The 15,402-nt window shown below is 69.6% G+C and carries 16 protein-coding genes; 5 read left to right on the plus strand and 11 right to left on the minus strand.

Features of this window, described 5'->3' with window-relative positions; genetic code table 11:
- Nucleotides 1-108: 108 nt before the first annotated feature.
- Nucleotides 109-1,137, minus strand: coding sequence for a chitinase (locus AB0N31_RS31005; protein WP_366061786.1), 1,029 nt, complete (start codon nt 1,135-1,137; stop codon nt 109-111).
- 307 nt (nt 1,138-1,444) lie between these two features.
- Between AB0N31_RS31005 and AB0N31_RS31010 the strand changes: the two genes are divergently transcribed.
- From AB0N31_RS31010 to AB0N31_RS31025, 4 genes are all read left to right on the plus strand, one after another.
- On the plus strand, nt 1,445-1,828 hold the full coding sequence (locus tag AB0N31_RS31010; protein ID WP_366061787.1) for a hypothetical protein: 384 nt from the start codon (nt 1,445-1,447) through the stop codon (nt 1,826-1,828).
- A 19-nt stretch (nt 1,829-1,847) separates the two neighbouring features.
- Entirely contained in the window at nt 1,848-4,139 is a 2,292-nt protein-coding gene (locus tag AB0N31_RS31015; protein ID WP_366061788.1) for a glycosyltransferase, read from the plus strand.
- Between the two features lie 231 nt (nt 4,140-4,370).
- The gene (locus tag AB0N31_RS31020; protein WP_366061789.1) at nt 4,371-5,420 is read left to right on the plus strand and encodes an acyltransferase; all 1,050 of its coding nucleotides are present in this window, start codon (nt 4,371-4,373) and stop codon (nt 5,418-5,420) included.
- 30 nt (nt 5,421-5,450) lie between these two features.
- Nucleotides 5,451-6,146: a demethylmenaquinone methyltransferase gene (locus AB0N31_RS31025; protein ID WP_366061790.1), complete on the plus strand. Its 696-nt coding sequence runs from the start codon at nt 5,451-5,453 to the stop codon at nt 6,144-6,146.
- A 42-nt stretch (nt 6,147-6,188) separates the two neighbouring features.
- On the opposite strand, the gene AB0N31_RS31030 is transcribed toward AB0N31_RS31025, so the two are convergent.
- Both AB0N31_RS31030 and AB0N31_RS31035 read right to left on the minus strand, forming a co-directional pair.
- A complete protein-coding gene (locus AB0N31_RS31030; RefSeq protein ID WP_366061791.1) occupies nt 6,189-6,503 on the minus strand; it encodes a PASTA domain-containing protein in 315 nt (104 codons plus the stop codon).
- 145 nt (nt 6,504-6,648) lie between these two features.
- A complete protein-coding gene (locus AB0N31_RS31035) occupies nt 6,649-7,155 on the minus strand; it encodes a GNAT family N-acetyltransferase (protein WP_366061792.1) in 507 nt (168 codons plus the stop codon).
- A gap of 98 nt (nt 7,156-7,253) precedes the next feature.
- Here AB0N31_RS31035 and AB0N31_RS31040 point away from each other — a divergent pair, with 98 nt between their 5' ends.
- Nucleotides 7,254-8,540 (plus strand): geranylgeranyl reductase family protein, encoded by a 1,287-nt coding sequence (locus AB0N31_RS31040; RefSeq protein WP_366061794.1) that lies wholly within the window; start codon nt 7,254-7,256, stop codon nt 8,538-8,540.
- 853 nt (nt 8,541-9,393) lie between these two features.
- Here the strand turns inward: AB0N31_RS31040 and AB0N31_RS31045 are convergent.
- From AB0N31_RS31045 to AB0N31_RS31080, 8 genes are all read right to left on the minus strand, one after another.
- On the minus strand, nt 9,394-10,203 hold the full coding sequence (locus AB0N31_RS31045) for a phosphotransferase (protein ID WP_366061795.1): 810 nt from the start codon (nt 10,201-10,203) through the stop codon (nt 9,394-9,396).
- A 90-nt stretch (nt 10,204-10,293) separates the two neighbouring features.
- The gene (locus AB0N31_RS31050; protein ID WP_366061796.1) at nt 10,294-10,755 is read right to left on the minus strand and encodes a hypothetical protein; all 462 of its coding nucleotides are present in this window, start codon (nt 10,753-10,755) and stop codon (nt 10,294-10,296) included.
- Nucleotides 10,756-11,082: 327 nt separating this feature from the next.
- The gene (locus AB0N31_RS31055) at nt 11,083-11,520 is read right to left on the minus strand and encodes a hypothetical protein (protein WP_366061797.1); all 438 of its coding nucleotides are present in this window, start codon (nt 11,518-11,520) and stop codon (nt 11,083-11,085) included.
- A gap of 56 nt (nt 11,521-11,576) precedes the next feature.
- Complete coding sequence (locus tag AB0N31_RS31060; RefSeq protein ID WP_366061798.1) at nt 11,577-12,806, minus strand: helix-turn-helix transcriptional regulator; 1,230 nt, start codon at nt 12,804-12,806, stop codon at nt 11,577-11,579.
- Nucleotides 12,807-13,146: 340 nt separating this feature from the next.
- A complete protein-coding gene (locus AB0N31_RS31065) occupies nt 13,147-13,287 on the minus strand; it encodes a hypothetical protein (protein ID WP_366061799.1) in 141 nt (46 codons plus the stop codon).
- Nucleotides 13,288-13,358: 71 nt separating this feature from the next.
- The gene (locus AB0N31_RS31070; RefSeq protein ID WP_366061800.1) at nt 13,359-13,805 is read right to left on the minus strand and encodes a DNA-binding protein; all 447 of its coding nucleotides are present in this window, start codon (nt 13,803-13,805) and stop codon (nt 13,359-13,361) included.
- Complete coding sequence (locus AB0N31_RS31075) at nt 13,802-14,044, minus strand: hypothetical protein (RefSeq protein ID WP_366061801.1); 243 nt, start codon at nt 14,042-14,044, stop codon at nt 13,802-13,804. The genes AB0N31_RS31070 and AB0N31_RS31075 overlap by 4 nt, the downstream gene beginning before the upstream one ends.
- Nucleotides 14,045-14,236: 192 nt before the next feature.
- The gene (locus tag AB0N31_RS31080; RefSeq protein WP_366061802.1) at nt 14,237-15,055 is read right to left on the minus strand and encodes a C40 family peptidase; all 819 of its coding nucleotides are present in this window, start codon (nt 15,053-15,055) and stop codon (nt 14,237-14,239) included.
- Between the last annotated feature and the right edge of the window lie 347 nt (nt 15,056-15,402).

The raw sequence follows: 15,402 nt of genomic DNA on the forward strand, positions 1-15,402 counted from the left end.
CGATACTGGTTGTATCGGGGCGACCCCGACAACGCGGCGAGCGTGCGTGCCAGGCGTCGCCGGGCAGACGGGACTTTCGAAACACGCCCTAGCCGTCCAGGCGTCACGTCACCCGGAGAATGCCTCCGCGAAAGCCCCCGAACTCTGCTGCACCCCGCTGCAGTTGGTCAGCGCGTCGTCCGCGGCGGTGCCCTCCTCGCACTGCTGGTCCCGGAACGTCGACCACATCGACACCCAGGAGATGCCCTTCTCCTCGGCGAACGCCCGCACCTGCGCGGCGTCCGCGAGCGTGAACGTCTCGCCCGCGACGTCGTTGACGCCGATCATCGAGGTGAGCGCCATGCCCTTCCAGGCGTCGGCGTCCCCCGTGCCGAAGACCTCCTTGAGCTGGGCGTGCGCGGCGGTGGCCGAGGTGATGGCGTACCCGCCCATGTCCCCGGCGTACGACTCCCCGTAGTTCATCGTCATCAGGTTGACGGCGGACACCTGGACGTCGTACTTGTTCGCCGAGGTCAGCAGCGCGAGGCCGTCGGAGTCCAGGCCCGACGGCATCACCGGGAGGGTGAACGAGACCTCCAGGTCCGGGCGTTCCTCCTGGAGCGCGGCTATCGCCCGGGAGCGCAGGGCGACCGAGCCGGCGTCGGTCAGTTCCTCGCCCTCGATGTCGAAGTCGGCCTGGGTGGAACCGGCCGCGTCGAGCGCCGCGCCGTAGGCCTCGGTCAGCTCCGCCACGCTGGCGCAGGTGGCCGCCAGTTCCTTGCCGGACGCGCCGCCGAAGGAGACCCGCACCGAGGCGCCCGTCGCGGTGAGCGCGGAGACGCGTGCGGCCACGGTCGCGTCGTTGACCGCGTAGGCGCCGTTCCACTCCGGGGTGCAGTCACTGCCGTCGGAGATGACGAAGGCCAGGTTGTACGTCGCGGGGGAGCCCGCGGCGTCGTTGGCGGAGGCCTCCGCGGCGTTGACGTAGGGGGCGTACGACGTGCCGGACGCGGAACCGGTACCGGTACCGGCGTCGGCGCTCTGTCGCGGTGTCGCGGGTGCCGCGTCCGACGTGCCGTCGGACCCCGCGGAGCATCCCGCCATGGCCAAGGCAAACAGGCAGGTGAGCCCGGCCGCCGGCCTCAGGAAACTCCTCATTGCGCATGCACCCGCTCTCGTGATTTCTGTCTCAGGACGGAAACAAAGACCGTTTCCGAACTCGAAATGTCTCACATTCGGGCGGCCCGCACCGAGGCGGTGAACACACAGCCATTTCATGGACAAATGTGGTCGAAACATGATTTCTTTGCGCCCAAAAGGGGCGATCGGCCCGGCTCCTTCGCGGGTCGGCCGCGCGGACATTCGCCCTTTCTCTCAGGTGAGAGACAGGTTCGGCCGTTCCTCATGGCTGTCTCACAAGAAGACCGGAGTCCGGGGCACATAAAGGCTCCCTAATATCCGGGGAATGCATTCCGAGCCTGCCATCGAAAGCCGTGCCGCCGCTCGCGGTCGCCGTCGCAAACGCGACAACGACTCCGCCGCCGAGGGCCCCGTGTTCGTTGACAACTCCGGACGCCGGTCCAGGCTGCTGCGCCGGATCGGCCTCCTCATGGGCGTCGGCTGTCTCGTCTACGCGGCCGTCCTCGGCGCCGCCTTCATGGGCTGGGGCACCTCGCTCAACCCGTCCTCGCTGCTGCCGTTCGGCGGCAACGCCCAGGAGGGCCAGGGCCCCGGCGGGATGCGCCCGGACGGCGGCCTCGGCAACCAGATCGGCCTGCCGGGCGGCACCCCGCCCACCGGCGCCGCCTCCCCCTCCCCGTCCGCCCCCGCCTCCGCGGCCGCCAACTGACCGGAACGCAGCCACCCCTATGACGACGACTCCCTCCCGCGGCCGGCGCCGCGCCCCCTCCCGTATCGAACGGGCGGCGGGCAAGGCCGCGGCCCTCCAGAAACCCCGCGTCATCCTGGCGGGGCTGCTGCTGCTCGCGCTCACCAGCGTGATGCTGCTCGACGGCTATCTGCGCGCCGAGGTCGGCGGCGACCAGCGGGTCCGCACCGGGGCCAGCGCGAGCAAGGTGCCCGACGACATCCTCGACGGCGGTCCGATCCTCACCTTCCGCGGCGGCCAGGCCACCACCGTCTCGGTGCCGGACAAGACGATCGCGCTCACCTTCGACGACGGCCCCAACCCCACCTGGACCCCCCAGGTCCTGGAGATCCTCGAGAAGTACGACGTGCCCGGCACCTTCTTCCTGGTCGGGTCGATGGTCTCGCGCTACCCGGGCGTCGTGAAGGACATGGTCGAGCAGGGCAACGAGGTGGGCATCCACACCTTCACCCACGTCGACCTCTCCTACCAGAGCGACGCCCGCGTCGACCGCGAGATGGAGCAGACCCAGCTGGCGCTCGCGGGCGCGGCGGGCATCACCACCACGCTGTTCCGCGCGCCGTACTCCTCGGAGACGGACGCCATCGACAACTACAGCTGGCCCGTCTACCAGCGGCTCGGCGAGGACGGCTACACCAGCGTCTTCGTCGACACCGACAGCGACGACTGGAAGAGGCCGGGCGTCTCCGACATCATCAAGTGGGCCACGCCGGAGGACGGCAAGGGCGCCTCGGTCCTCTTCCACGACGCGGGCGGCGAGCGCTCCCAGACCATCGCCGCGCTGCCGACGTACATCAAGAAGATGAAGGCGGCCGGCTACACCTTCACCACCATCAGCGGCGCGATGCAGGAGGAGCGCGCGGCGGCCCGCGAGTCCTCCGGGCAGCAGCAGGCGGCCGGTGCCGGTGCCACGGACGAGGCGGCGGCCGGGGCGGCCGGGGCGGCCGACGGGGCCGTGGGCGGGCTGCAGGCCGCCCACCGTGAGGCCACCGGCGTGCCCCTGTACGAGGGCAAGGCGCTCGTCGCGGCGGTCGCCGTCGCCGAGTGGACGGTGCCGACGCTCTCCGTCGGACTGGCCGTCGTGGGCGTGGCGGTCATGGGCCGCTTCGGGATGATGCTGGTCCTCGCCCGCCGCCACCACCGCAAGCGCAACAGACGCCGCTTCAGCTGGGGACCCACCGTCATCCGGCCGGTCAGCGTGATCGTCCCGGCGTACAACGAGAAGGAGTGCATCGCCAACACCCTGGAATCGCTGGCGCGGAGCACCCATCCGATCGAGATCATCGTCGTGGACGACGGATCGACGGACGGCACGTCCGAGATCTCCCGCGAGGCGGCCGAGGCCCTGGGCATGACGAACGTCCGCGTCATCCGCCAGGAGAACGCGGGCAAGCCGGCCGCTCTCAACAACGGTGTCCGCAAAGCCGGTTGCGACATCGTCGTGATGATGGACGGCGACACCGTCTTCGAGCCCGACACCGTGCGCCACCTGGTCCAGCCGTTCGCCGACCCGAAGGTCGGCGCGGTCGCCGGCAACGCCAAGGTCGGCAATCGCAACACGGTCATCGGCGCCTGGCAGCACATCGAGTACGTCATGGGCTTCAACCTCGACCGCCGCATGTACGACCTGCTGCGCTGCATGCCGACCATCCCCGGCGCGATCGGCGCCTTCCGCAGGGACGCCGTCCTGGAGGTCGGCGGCATGAGCGAGGACACCCTCGCCGAGGACACCGACATCACCATCGCCATGCACCGCGCCGGCTGGAACGTCGTCTACCAGGAGCACGCCCGCGCCTGGACCGAGGCCCCCGGCTCCCTCAAGCAACTGTGGTCCCAGCGCTACCGCTGGTCCTACGGCACCATGCAGGCCCTCTGGAAGCACCGCAAGTCCCTCACGGACAAGGGTCCCTCGGGGCGCTTCGGACGCGTCGGCATGCCGCTGGTCGTCCTCTTCCAGATCGTCACGCCGGTCTTCGCGCCGCTGATCGACGTGTTCACCGCCTACTCGATGATCTTCATCGACTTCCGGGCGGCCCTGCTGGCCTGGCTCGCGGTCCTGGGCGTGCAGCTCGTCTGCGCCGCCTACGCCTTCCGCCTCGACCGCGAGAAGTACCGCTACCTGCTGATGATGCCGCTCCAGCAGCTCGCCTACCGCCAGATGATGTACCTCGTCCTCATCCACTCCTGCATCACCGCCCTCACCGGCGGCCGGCTGCGCTGGCAGAAGCTCAAGAGGACCGGCGAGGTCGGGACCCCGGCCGGGGTGAGCTGAGTGGGGGCGCACAGCAGGGGCCCGGTCCGCGGCACGGCCCGACGGACCGCCGCCACGAGCACTCCGTCCGGCTCCGGCTCCGGATTCGGTCCCGGTCCCGGTCCCGGCTTCGATTCCGGCCTCGGGCCTGGTACCGGCCCCGGTCCCGTCACGGACACGGCTCCCCTGCCCGCGGTGGGGTCGCCGCCGGTGGGGCCGTCGGATGCGGGGAGGTCGGAAGCGGGGCCGCCGGTGGCGGCGCCGCGGGCGGCCGGCCGTGACCGCTACTTCGACAGCCTCCGGGCCCTCGCCCTCATCCGGGTCGTGGCGTACCACACCTTCGGCTGGGCCTGGGCGGGCCTGGTCTTCCCCTCCATGGGCGTCATGTTCGGCCTGGCCGGCACCCTGATGGCGAAGTCCCTGGAACGTCCGGCGCCCAAGGTGGTGCGCGGCCGTCTCCGCAGACTCCTGCCGCCCTTCTGGTTCTGGGGCGCCTTCGTGGTCGTGGCGATGCTCGTCCACGGCTGGATGCCGGGTTGGCAGATCGTCTACTGGATCGTGCCGCTGGGCGATCCGCCGGGCAACGCCTGGGGCGAGCAGGCCTGGGAGATCCTCTGGTACCTGCGCACCTACCTGTGGTTCGTGCTGCTCTCCCCGCTCCTGCTCCGGCTGTTCCGCCTCGCCCCGGTCCCCGTCCTGGCCGCGTCCCTCGCCCCGATCCTGGTCCTGAACTTCGCCTGGGCCGGCCCGGACAACCGCGTCGGCACCGCCCTGTGGGACCTCTCGACGTACCTCTTCTGCTGGATGCTCGGCTTCGCCCACCGCGACGGCGTGCTCCAGCGCGTGAAGCCGGCCCTGGTGGCCGTCCTCTCCCTCGCCGCCATGGCGTACGGCGGCTGGTACGCCCTCGCGCACCGGGCCGGGTACGGCACCTACGACCTGGACGAGAACCCCCTCGCGCAGGCCTTCTGGTCGGCCGGTTTCGTGATGCTGCTGATGTGGGCGAAGGCGTACTTCCGGATCGACTTCGCCGGGCTCACCCGGCTGAGGCGCCTGAACCGGCTGGTCTCCGTCTTCAACGCGCGCGCGGTGACGATCTACCTCTGGCACGAGATCGCCCTGGTGCTGGCGGTCCCGCTGATCGACCGGTTCTGGGACGTGCCCGCCTTCGAGGCGTACCTGCCGCTGGAGAGCCAGTGGTTCCTGTTCGCCGTCGGCTGGCTGCTGATCGTGGTGTTCGTGCTGCTGTGCGGCTGGGTCGAGGACGTGGCCGCCCGGAAGAAGCCGAGGCTGCTGCCATGAGGGCCGCCCCCCTGCTGCCACAATGGGCGGGTGACCCGTGCTTCCCTGAACAAGCAGCCCCACGAAGTCGCCTCGATGTTCGACCGCGTGGCGGAACGGTACGACCTCACCAACGACGTCCTCTCGCTCGGTCAGGACCGCAGATGGCGCAAGGAGGTCGCGCGCGCCGTCGACGCCCGCCCCGCGCAGAAGATCCTCGACCTGGCGGCGGGCACGGCCACCTCCTCACTGCCCTTCGCCAGGACCGGCGCCTACGTCGTCCCCTGCGACTTCTCCCTCGGCATGCTCCAGGTGGGCAAGCAGAAGCACCCCTGGCTGCCGCTCACCGCGGGCGACGCGACGAAGCTGCCGTTCAAGGACGACACCTTCGACGCCGTCACCATCTCCTTCGGGCTGCGCAACGTGCAGGACTTCGACGCGGCCCTGCGGGAGATGCACCGGGTGACGCGGCCCGGCGGACGGGTCGTGATCTGCGAGTTCTCGCACCCGACCTGGGCACCCTTCCGCCAGGTCTACACCGAGTACCTGATGCGCGCCCTGCCCCCGGTCGCCCGCGCGGTGTCCTCGAACCCCGACGCGTACGTCTACCTCGCCGAGTCCATCCGCGCCTGGCCCGACCAGCCCGCCCTCGCCGAGCACCTGCGCAAGGCCGGCTGGTCGAAGGTCGCCTGGCGCAACCTCACCGGCGGGGTGGTCACCCTGCACCGGGGCTTCAAGGAGGACTGACCGGCGGGCCCGCCGGTCAGCCGGTGGCCGCCGGACAGGCCCTCAGCCCGTGATCGGTGCGAAGGAATCCCGCGGCGGGGCCAGTTCGCGCCGCATCCCGCCCCCGCCCGGCGCCGGCAGCCGTGGTTCGCGGACGCCCGCGCCGCCGCCGCCCTCCCCCTCCGCGAAGTCGAACCACACGGTGACGACCGCCCCGCGCGGCACCTCGGCACCGGGCGGCGGGTACTGCCGTACGACGTGGTCGACGACGGCCTGGTGGAACTCGGGCCGGTCGGGCGCGGCCAGCAGCACTCCTCGTGCGGCGGCCGCTTCGCGCGCGTCCACGGCCATCAGGCCGACGAGCCTCGGTACGCGCACTTCGGACGTTTTGGGTCGTACGAGCACAGATGTCACCCCCTGCGGTACGGGAAGAGCAGCCGCGCGAGGGGCCTTCCGGAAGCCCTGGATGCCTTTCCGTGACGATTTGCTACTCACAGTCACGTGAGGGGAGTTGAGTGCTCCGCTACAGGTCCAGTCGGTAGCAGTGCGCCTCTCGCCGTGACTCGGGGGTGGTGAACACGTCAGCGAGCCGCATGCCGAGCCGCCGGGTCACGGCGATGGACCGGGCGTTGCTCGCGACGACCATGGCGACCACGCTCGGCACCCCGGCGTCCCGCACCCGTTCCAGCGTCATCCGCGCCGCCGCCGTGGCGTACCCCTGGCCCCAGTGCTCGCGGCCGAGCCGCCAGCCGATCTCGATCTCGCCGGTCGGACCCCACTCCCGGTCCCAGGGCTGGGCGCCGGTGAAGCCGATGACCCGCCCCGACCCGTCGAGCATCGTCCACAGGCAGAACCCGCGCTCGGCGTCGTGCCGGCGCTGGCGGGCGGTGAGTTCCTCGTAGACCGAGAGCCCCGCGGAACGACCGCCGTGGAACTCCATGACCTCCGGGTGGTCGAAGACCCGGTGCCACGCCACCGCGTCCTCGTCCGTGGGGACGCGCAGCCGTACTACGGGCGGAACTCGGTTCACGGGGGCAGCCCTTCAGCAGGTTGATCGATTCTCCTGAATAGACTGCCCATGTCCAGTGCCGGTCGGCACGCAATTCCGAACCTTGGGGAGAACCCGCCGTGACCGAGCCCCTCTCCGAAAACACCGCCGATGTGATCGTGGTCGGCGCGGGGCCGGCCGGCTCCACGACCGCGTACCACCTCGCCAAGGCCGGCCTCGACGTGCTCCTGCTGGAGAAGACCGAGTTCCCGCGCGAGAAGGTCTGCGGCGACGGCCTCACCCCGCGCGCCGTCAAGCAGCTCGTCGCCATGGGGATCGACGTCTCCGAGGAGGCCGGCTGGCTGCGCAACAAGGGACTGCGCATCATCGGCGGCGGCGTCCGCCTCCAGCTGGACTGGCCGGATCTCGCCTCCTTCCCGGACTACGGCCTCGTCCGCAAGCGCGACGACTTCGACGAGCAGCTCGCCCGCCAGGCCCAGAAGGCGGGCGCCCGGCTCTACGAGCGCTGCAACGTCGGCGCCCCCGTCGTCGACGAGCGCACCGGCCGGATCACCGGCGTGCACGCCAAGCTCGGCGAGGAGAAGCGCGAGGTCACCTTCCGCGCCCCGCTCGTCGTCGCCGCCGACGGCAACTCCACCCGCCTCTCCCTGGCGATGGGCCTGCACCGCCGCGAGGACCGCCCCATGGGCGTCGCGGTGCGCACCTACTTCACCAGCCCCCGCCACGAGGACGACTACCTCGAGTCCTGGCTCGAACTCTGGGACCGGCGCGGACCGGGCGAGGACCGCCTGCTGCCGGGCTACGGCTGGATCTTCGGCATGGGCGACGGCACCTCCAACGTGGGCCTGGGCGTCCTCAACACCTCCGACTCCTTCAAGGAGCTGGACTGGCGCGAGGTCCTGAAGGCCTGGTGCGCCTCCATGCCGGAGGACTGGGGCTACACGCCGGAGAACATGACCGGCCCCATCCGCGGGGCCGCGCTGCCGATGGCCTTCAACCGCCAGCCGCACTACACGCGCGGACTGCTGCTCGTCGGTGACGCCGGCGGCCTGGTGAACCCCTTCAACGGCGAGGGCATCGCCTACGCCATGGAGTCCGGCCAGCTCGCCGCCGACGTCATCGTCCAGGCCCACGCCCGCTCCACCCCCGCGGGACGCGAACTCGCCCTCCAGCGCTACCCCCGCGTCCTCAAGGACACCTACGGCGGCTACTACACGCTGGGCCGCGCCTTCGTGAAGCTCATCGGCAACCCGAAGGTCATGAAGATCGCGACCCAGCGCGGCCTGACGCACCCGCTGCTGATGAAGTTCACGCTCAAGATGCTCGCCAACCTCACCGACCCCACCGGCGGCGACGCGATGGACCGCATCATCAACGGCCTGAGCAAGGTGGCGCCGAAGGCCTGACCGTTCAAGCCGGATGGCTTGGGGCAGTTGTGGTCTACGGTGTGAGCCCGTTCACGCCGTAGACCATGACCGGTTGGCCGATTCGGGATGCGGGTGAGCCAGGCTGCGACTGCGCAGTACAGGGCCGCGTCCGAGCCCTAGCATGATCATGAACCCAGGTGGCTGAAGCCGCAACTTCCCAGCACTACGAAGCCGGATCGGCGGGCGAGCTGTAGGTGGCGGGACATCTTCTCCATGGGGAGCTCTGTCCAGGTTCACCTGGGTTGGTGACGTTGTCGTTCTTGTAGTGCTCGCTCTGATCGTCTTCGTCAGCGTTCTTGCAGTGCTGCATCCGAACGAGAGGAAAGCCCGGCGCACGGTTCGCGTCCTCCGACTGCTACTCAGGTCATTCCTCGGGCGATGAGTTCGGCGGCCGCGCACGCGGGAGCAAAGTGTGAGCTGACCCCGGCACCCCGCTCTGCGGGACCGGGGTCGCCGTCTGCCTCGCCTTTCAGGTCAGATTGCTCCGGCCAGGCCCGCCGCGTCACTGATGGCCTTGAGGTCGTTCGTCCAGGGCGAGCCGATCGTCAGATCGTTGAACGCGTTCATAGTGACCACTGCGGCGGCCTGCCGGTGCAGGGCGGCCACCAGCCCCCAGCCGACCTGAAATGGTCGACGCGGTCCTCGGGGGCGGGAGCGTGGTCTGCGGCACCGTCGACCAGCAGCTTGGTCAGAGCCTCCAGGCCAGGCACTGTCCGCCTGTTGAACTCTGCGATATCTACGGTCACACGCAAAGCGTCCCGCGCGTGGTGTCCCGTGTGCGCCACAGTTTCCGATCTGGAACATCATCGTCTGATGCACCCATGAAAGCCTTTTATGGAAACGGCACACTCTCGCGATGGGCAGCCCACTCTCGGGCGGCGGCGGTGAGGGCGGCGCGGTGCGGCAGCGGTCGAGTCCGCTCCCAGTCTTCCCACGCGCGGAAGACGGTGCGCGCGAACGTGGTGACTGTGGCAGGGGCGGCAGCGCTGTACGCGGGAACCTGCCGGGCGATTGCTTCGGCCTGCTCCGCAGTGTGGCCGGCGGAGATGAGCCGCGGGATGATCAACGCGGTGTCCGCCCATGCGGGGGCGGGGCAGGCCAGAGCCCAGTCGAGCAGCAGCAGCTCGCCGACGCGGGTCACCAGCATGTTGTGCGGCGACATGTCCGTGTGAGCGAGTCCTCGACCTTGCAGCCCGGCTGGAACATCCTCGGGAAGGAAGTCGACCCACCGTGTGTGAAGCGGCTTCTTGCGCAGCGCCTCAGGCCATGGCACCTCGGACACGACGGTGAGCGTCTGGACAAGCGGGGCGAGATCGTCGGATCCCGGTGTCAGGTCCGGGTAGCGTCCCTCGACGTACTCGTACCCGTACAGCAGCCACCCGCCGGCGTCGACGTCCCAGAGGACGTGGGGCGCGCGAGGCGCGTTCCGGGTGACTTGCGCCTCGTGGCGGTACACCCAAGCCTGTGGGTCGTCACGGCGGGTGCCCTTGACGAACATTCGGCCCGCTCGTGTGTCGACGGTGCAGGCGAGTCGAGACATGACGCCGTGCGGTGCGGTCGCGGCCTCCTCGACCGAGCCTGTGTGGTGCTCGACGGCGGTCCGGGTCGCAGGTGGTAGGTCGTGCCATTCGATGCGGTCCACCGCCGGTCTCCCTGCGTTGGTCGAACAAAAGGGCGCCGGCCCCCGGTCTGGCCACAGCGTGGCACAGACCAGAGGCCGGCGGGGGCACCGTCAGGGATGGAACGGGCTGTCCGAGCAGTTCGCGTGGCACTGCGAGCACTCGGCGAGGTCCAGCTCGGGCCAGAACTCCATGTCGATCTCGTACCCGGCGAGTGTGATCGCGTCGACCGTCCGGGCACGGAGGGCCTTGCCGCCCCCGTGCTCCTCCGGGTCGAGGTATCCGGGCTGGTGGTCCAGGAACCGGTCGAACTTCTCCTCGCAGAACTCCCGGTACGCCTTGGTGTGGAGCAGGAAGGCGTGCCAGAAGTCGTCGACGAGGGGCGACGGGCTGAGCGGCTTGTCGCTGTAGTCGCACGCGGCGAGGAAGGCGAGCATCTGCCCGACGCCACGGTCGGCCTTCTCCTCGGTCAGCTGTGGGAACTTGGCGCGCATGTTGTCGACCAGGGTCTCGCGGAGTTCCGTGCTGATCAGCGTCCGTGCGTCGGTCGCGGTGTGCTTCTGTGCGGTGGTCACGTTCCGTGCCTCCTTGCGTTGGGTGGTGCTTCGGACGTGGTGGTGCGAACCGCGGCGGGCCCCGGTTGGTGGCCGCAGCCGCGGTGGAACCCCGCCCGCCCAGAAGGAGCAGGAAGCATCCGGGCGGGCGGGGGCCTTATGCCGCTTCCGGGGCGGCGTCGGGGATGGTCAGTGCCGGGCTGTTGGCTCGCGGGTCGTCGAGTCCGGTGCCTACGAGCACACCGAGACAGGTGAAACCGGTAGTCGTGCCGATGGCCCAGAGCACGCTAAGAAAGCACCCGACGGGATCGGAGAGGCGCCGTAAGCGGGCGAACGCGTGGAGGGCGCTCACAGCTTGCCCCCGCGTGCTGCATCGCGCAGTTCGAGGATGCGCCCAACCTGGTAGGCGTACAGTTCCAGCTGCGCGGGGTCGAGCACGAGCAGGGATTCGCTGGTCCCACCGTCCTCGTAGTGGACGGTGACAGGCAGGCCGCCCTGCTCGGCGCGCTGGTCGTATATCACGTCTCGCTTCTGCGGCGTGATGTGTGTGACCTGAGCGGGGACAGGGCGCAGGGTTGTTCCGTCGTAGGGGGCAGACCACACGTCGCCGCCTCCGAGCGGCACCAGGCCGTAAGTCCGTCTGCCGTCGCCGGGCAGAGCCACGACGACACCGATCTCGCCCTTGGTGGTGTCCCGGGCGAGGTCACCGAGTCGGGGAAAGAACGGCGCGGCGGTCCCTAACTCGCCGCCCTGCGGAGGGAGATGGGGGGTTCCTCGTCGAGTCATGCCCCTGACGCTAAGAGTGCGCCAGGGGCCCCATATGAATCAGAGGAATACGACCCTCATCCGTCGAGGTGGAACCGGTCCGACATGCGGCGCAGCTTCTCGCGCGTCGCGGAGCGCTCGGCGTGGACGACGCTCCGCAGCGTCGCACGAGCCATGGGGTGGTTGCGCACCAGTTGTGGGGCGATGCGCTCGGCGGTCTCCAGTTCGACGAGTGCCTTGTCGCGGTTTCCGTTCCACAGCCACGCTCGGGCGAGGTCCATGTGATGGTGCCCCTGCCTGGAGTTGGGCAGGGCGGCGACCAGTTCGGGACCCGTACGACGGTTTATCGCGAGCGCTCGGGTCTGGTCACCGTATTCCAGCGCAACGCTGATCGCGTGAATCTGCACGTTGCCCGGTGAGAACGTCACAGAATGCCGGTCGTAGACCGGCGGTCCCTGGTGGTTGGTCATCCGTTCGGCGGCGGCGCGGGCGTGCGCGATGCGGTCCTCGGACTCCGACGGCCGACCCGCGCGGGCGGCCGACACAGCGGCGCGCAGGTGCAGAGATCCCCACATGCGGACGGCGAGAGGGTCGCCGCGGTCGTAGTCGTCCTGGATGCCGCCGAGAGCCTTGTCGGACAGTGACAGGGAGTCGTCCCAATCGGCGGTGGCCCACATGTCCCAAACGCGCATCCAGTCGGCGAGTGCGGGCATGACAGGGTCACCGGACAGGCGAGCAGACCATGCTGCACGCTCGGCGGCCATGGCGATCAGTTCGGCGTGTCCGAGGGCGTGGGCGGCCGTGTGGGTGAACTTGCAGGCGACGGCGTAGATGGCGTACGCCTCTTCGCGTTCGTGGCCGTTGGAAACCTCGGCGAGCGCACGCGCCTCACGTAGCAGGTCCGGCAGCACCCGCAGGATGGCCACGTTGGCGGCGGCGTCTCGTAGGCGGTGCAGCCTGGTCATGTCGCGCCACAGTTCGCTGGACTGCCGGGGGGTGCCCTCGAATACCGGCGTGAGGTCGTAGCGGCGTAGTTCACGCAAGATGGACGCGGCGGCGACCTGCCACCGATTGTCAGCCGGGCTGCTGGTGTAAGGGCGCCCGATCAGATCGTTGGGATGAACGTGCAGTTCAGCCGCGAGGGCGTTGAGCAGGCCAACACGGTCGATCTCGATCTGTCCGCGTTCCATCTTGGACACCCACCCCTGAGACTTCCCCAGGGCGGCGGCGAGGTCCGCCTGCGGCATGCCCAGGCGCAAGCGGGCGCGGCGAACACGGCGGCCGATCTCCTCGGCTTCTTCCAGCATGCGCGGGGCTCCATCCGTTCGGGCTCTCTCAAGAACGGTACCCATGAGGTGCGGCGGGCGTCTTCCCCCGGCGGTAGAACGACAGAATGCCCCTCGGTACGGCCTGTGCGGCCGTACCGAGGGGCATTGTTGTGCCGCGTGGAGGCGTGCCTCGTCATCTGAGTCGGGTGAGTGCGGCGAGCGTGAGGCCGCGAGTCCGACCAAGGCACCGACGACGGTCACGCCGGCGCCCTCGACGGCGTCGCGGAACTTGGCTGCGGACCGGGAGAGGACATGGAGAGGTCTCCAGACATGAGAAAACGCCCGGCGCGGGGTGCGGCGGGCGTGCGGGAAGGTGAGGTCAGGTGATGCGTTCGAGCTTGAGACAGCAGTCGGCGAGCAGGACCGTGGCGGCGGTGTTGAACGAGTTCTGTGCCCACCGCAGCGTGAGGTTTCCGGCCGTACTGCTGACGACCGACGCGCCTTGAAAGGTGGCGCTCAAGGCCTGATCGTTCAAGGCCGGGCCGCGTGGCACAAGGCCGAGCGGCTCGGCGTAAGGTGCCGCTCGACCCCTCAGACGTTCACGATCTTCACCTTCGGAGAGCCGGGGAGTTCCTCGGCCGCCTTGCACAGCGCCGGTATGTGCGACTTGTCGGAAGTGACGAGCAGTACGGGGGGTGCGCAGAGCGCGGCCGTGGCCACCACGAGTGCGTCCACGAGGCATTCGTGTCCGTCAAGACCCGAGGCGTCCAGCAACTTCTCGGCGGCGTCCGTCACCGCGTCGTCGACCGGTTTCACGTCGAACCGGGACAGCAGGAACCGGAGCCGCTTGGCGGCCTCTCCGGTTCGGCGTACTTCCAAGGGCGTCAGGGCGGAGAGCGCCACTCGTCTGCCGCTCTGCTGAGCGACCTCGATTCGCGCCCGCATCCTTTCGTCGCCGTCGACGTGCAGCGAAAGCCCTTGGGCGTCCAGGACGAGCGTGCCCTCGCTCTTTTCCTTGATCTTGAGGCGCTTGCTCACCACTCCTGTTCCGCCTGCCGCCGCGCTTCGGCGGAGACGGGGCCGAACGTCTTGCGGTCAGCGGCCACGACCTCGCGGAGTTTCTGCGCGGCGAGCCATTCCTCAAGGGCTTCGGCCACAACGGAGGAGAAGCCGTTCTTGCCGGTTCGCTCCTCGACTTCCTTGATCAGCGATTGCGCGAGCGACACGGATCTCTTGCCTGCCCGCTCGGTGGCCCGGTGGGCTGCGTGGCTGCTCATGCCCAAAACGTAACACCGCCGGTAGGAAAAATCTCGGGTGCGGCACCTCTGCCTTGATGGAACCACGGTGGCTCCCAAGGCCTGACCGGACGCACGGGGCGCGTCCTCACGCCCCCGGAAAGCCCGAAGGGCCGCAGCCCCCGAGCGGCTGCGGCCCTGCCGGTGGATCCGTGCGTTTCGGACCCGTGCGTCTCAGAGCACCCGCACCGCGCCCGACGCCGGGTAGCCGGAGAGGTCCTGGATCACCACACCCTTGGAGGGGTTGGCCGCGTCGAGGTACTGGCCGTCCCCGATGTAGACGCCCACGTGGTACGCGGAACCCTTCCCGCCCCAGTACAGGATGTCGCCGACCTGGAGATTGGACAGCGACACGTCCGTGCCGGCCATCGACTGGTCCTGCGAGACCCGCGGGAGGTCCACGCCGACCTGGCGGAACGCGGCCTGCACCAGGCTCGAACAGTCCCAGGCGTTGGGGCCGGTGGCGCCCATGACGTACGCGTCGCCCACCTGGGCCCTGAGGAAGGAGATGACCGTCGCGACGCTGCCGCTGGCCGGAGCGGAGACGGTCGTCGAGGTGGCGAGGGTGGTCCGCTCCGAGGAACGGGACACGGCGGCCTCGGCGGCCGCCTTGCGGGCCTCCTCGGCCTTCTTCTTCGCCTCGGCCTTCTTGGCGGCGGCGAGGTCCTTCTCGGCCTCCTCGGCGGCCGCCGCGGCGGCCGCGTCGCGCTCCGCCTCGAGCTGGTAGTTCGCGGCGGCCTGCTGCGTGGCGTTCGCGGACTGCGCGATCTGTGCGGCCACGTCGCCCGTCAGCACGGGCAGTTCGAGCGTCTGTGTCACCGGCTCGGCGGCGTTGGCCGATCCGGCCGCGGTGGCCACGGCCAGCGAGCCGAGTACACCACTGGCGACTCCGGCCCGCATCGCGATCGTCGACGCGCTGCGGCGGGGTTTCCGGTGGCTGCGTATGTGAGCGGTGTGGGACATGGGTACAAGCGGTATCAGGGGCTCCTCCATACCTTCAAGAAACGTGTGCTGCGCCACAATTGTTCAATGGGGGCCCCGAACACCTCCCGCAGCACTCTTTATTGACGCCGTAACGGACATTGCGGACGCAGGTGCTCAAGCCTGTGATCATGGCCTTTCGTCGTTACGTCCGGATTGCCCCGCGCCTACCACTGGTTGAGATCGTTGGCCAAGCCCGGCTCCTGGCCGACCCCCGCGAGTGTGGCGGAGGTCACGGAACGATTAACGGAAGGCCCGCGTCCGACGCGAGCGGCACGGCCGGTTCCGCTCGTGAACGCGTGCACGCGTCCACACCCACCCCCTCGGCTCCCCCGGACGTGTGAACGGGTCCAGTACCA

Source organism: Streptomyces sp. NPDC051051, from assembly GCF_040682975.1.
In the GTDB taxonomy this organism is placed as follows: Bacteria; Actinomycetota; Actinomycetes; order Streptomycetales; family Streptomycetaceae; genus Streptomyces.

What these genes read in the sequence shown, in the direction of transcription:
- AB0N31_RS31060 (WP_366061798.1), bottom strand. Translation starts at nt 12,806, where the DNA reads ATGCTGGAAGAAGCCGAGGAGATCGGCCGCCGTGTTCGCCGCGCCCGC.
- AB0N31_RS31010 (WP_366061787.1), top strand. Translation starts at nt 1,445, where the DNA reads ATGCATTCCGAGCCTGCCATCGAAAGCCGTGCCGCCGCTCGCGGTCGC.
- AB0N31_RS31005 (WP_366061786.1), bottom strand. Translation starts at nt 1,137, where the DNA reads ATGAGGAGTTTCCTGAGGCCGGCGGCCGGGCTCACCTGCCTGTTTGCC.
- AB0N31_RS31075 (WP_366061801.1), bottom strand. Translation starts at nt 14,044, where the DNA reads ATGAGCAGCCACGCAGCCCACCGGGCCACCGAGCGGGCAGGCAAGAGA.
- AB0N31_RS31080 (WP_366061802.1), bottom strand. Translation starts at nt 15,055, where the DNA reads ATGGAGGAGCCCCTGATACCGCTTGTACCCATGTCCCACACCGCTCAC.
- AB0N31_RS31015 (WP_366061788.1), top strand. Translation starts at nt 1,848, where the DNA reads ATGACGACGACTCCCTCCCGCGGCCGGCGCCGCGCCCCCTCCCGTATC.
- AB0N31_RS31055 (WP_366061797.1), bottom strand. Translation starts at nt 11,520, where the DNA reads ATGACTCGACGAGGAACCCCCCATCTCCCTCCGCAGGGCGGCGAGTTA.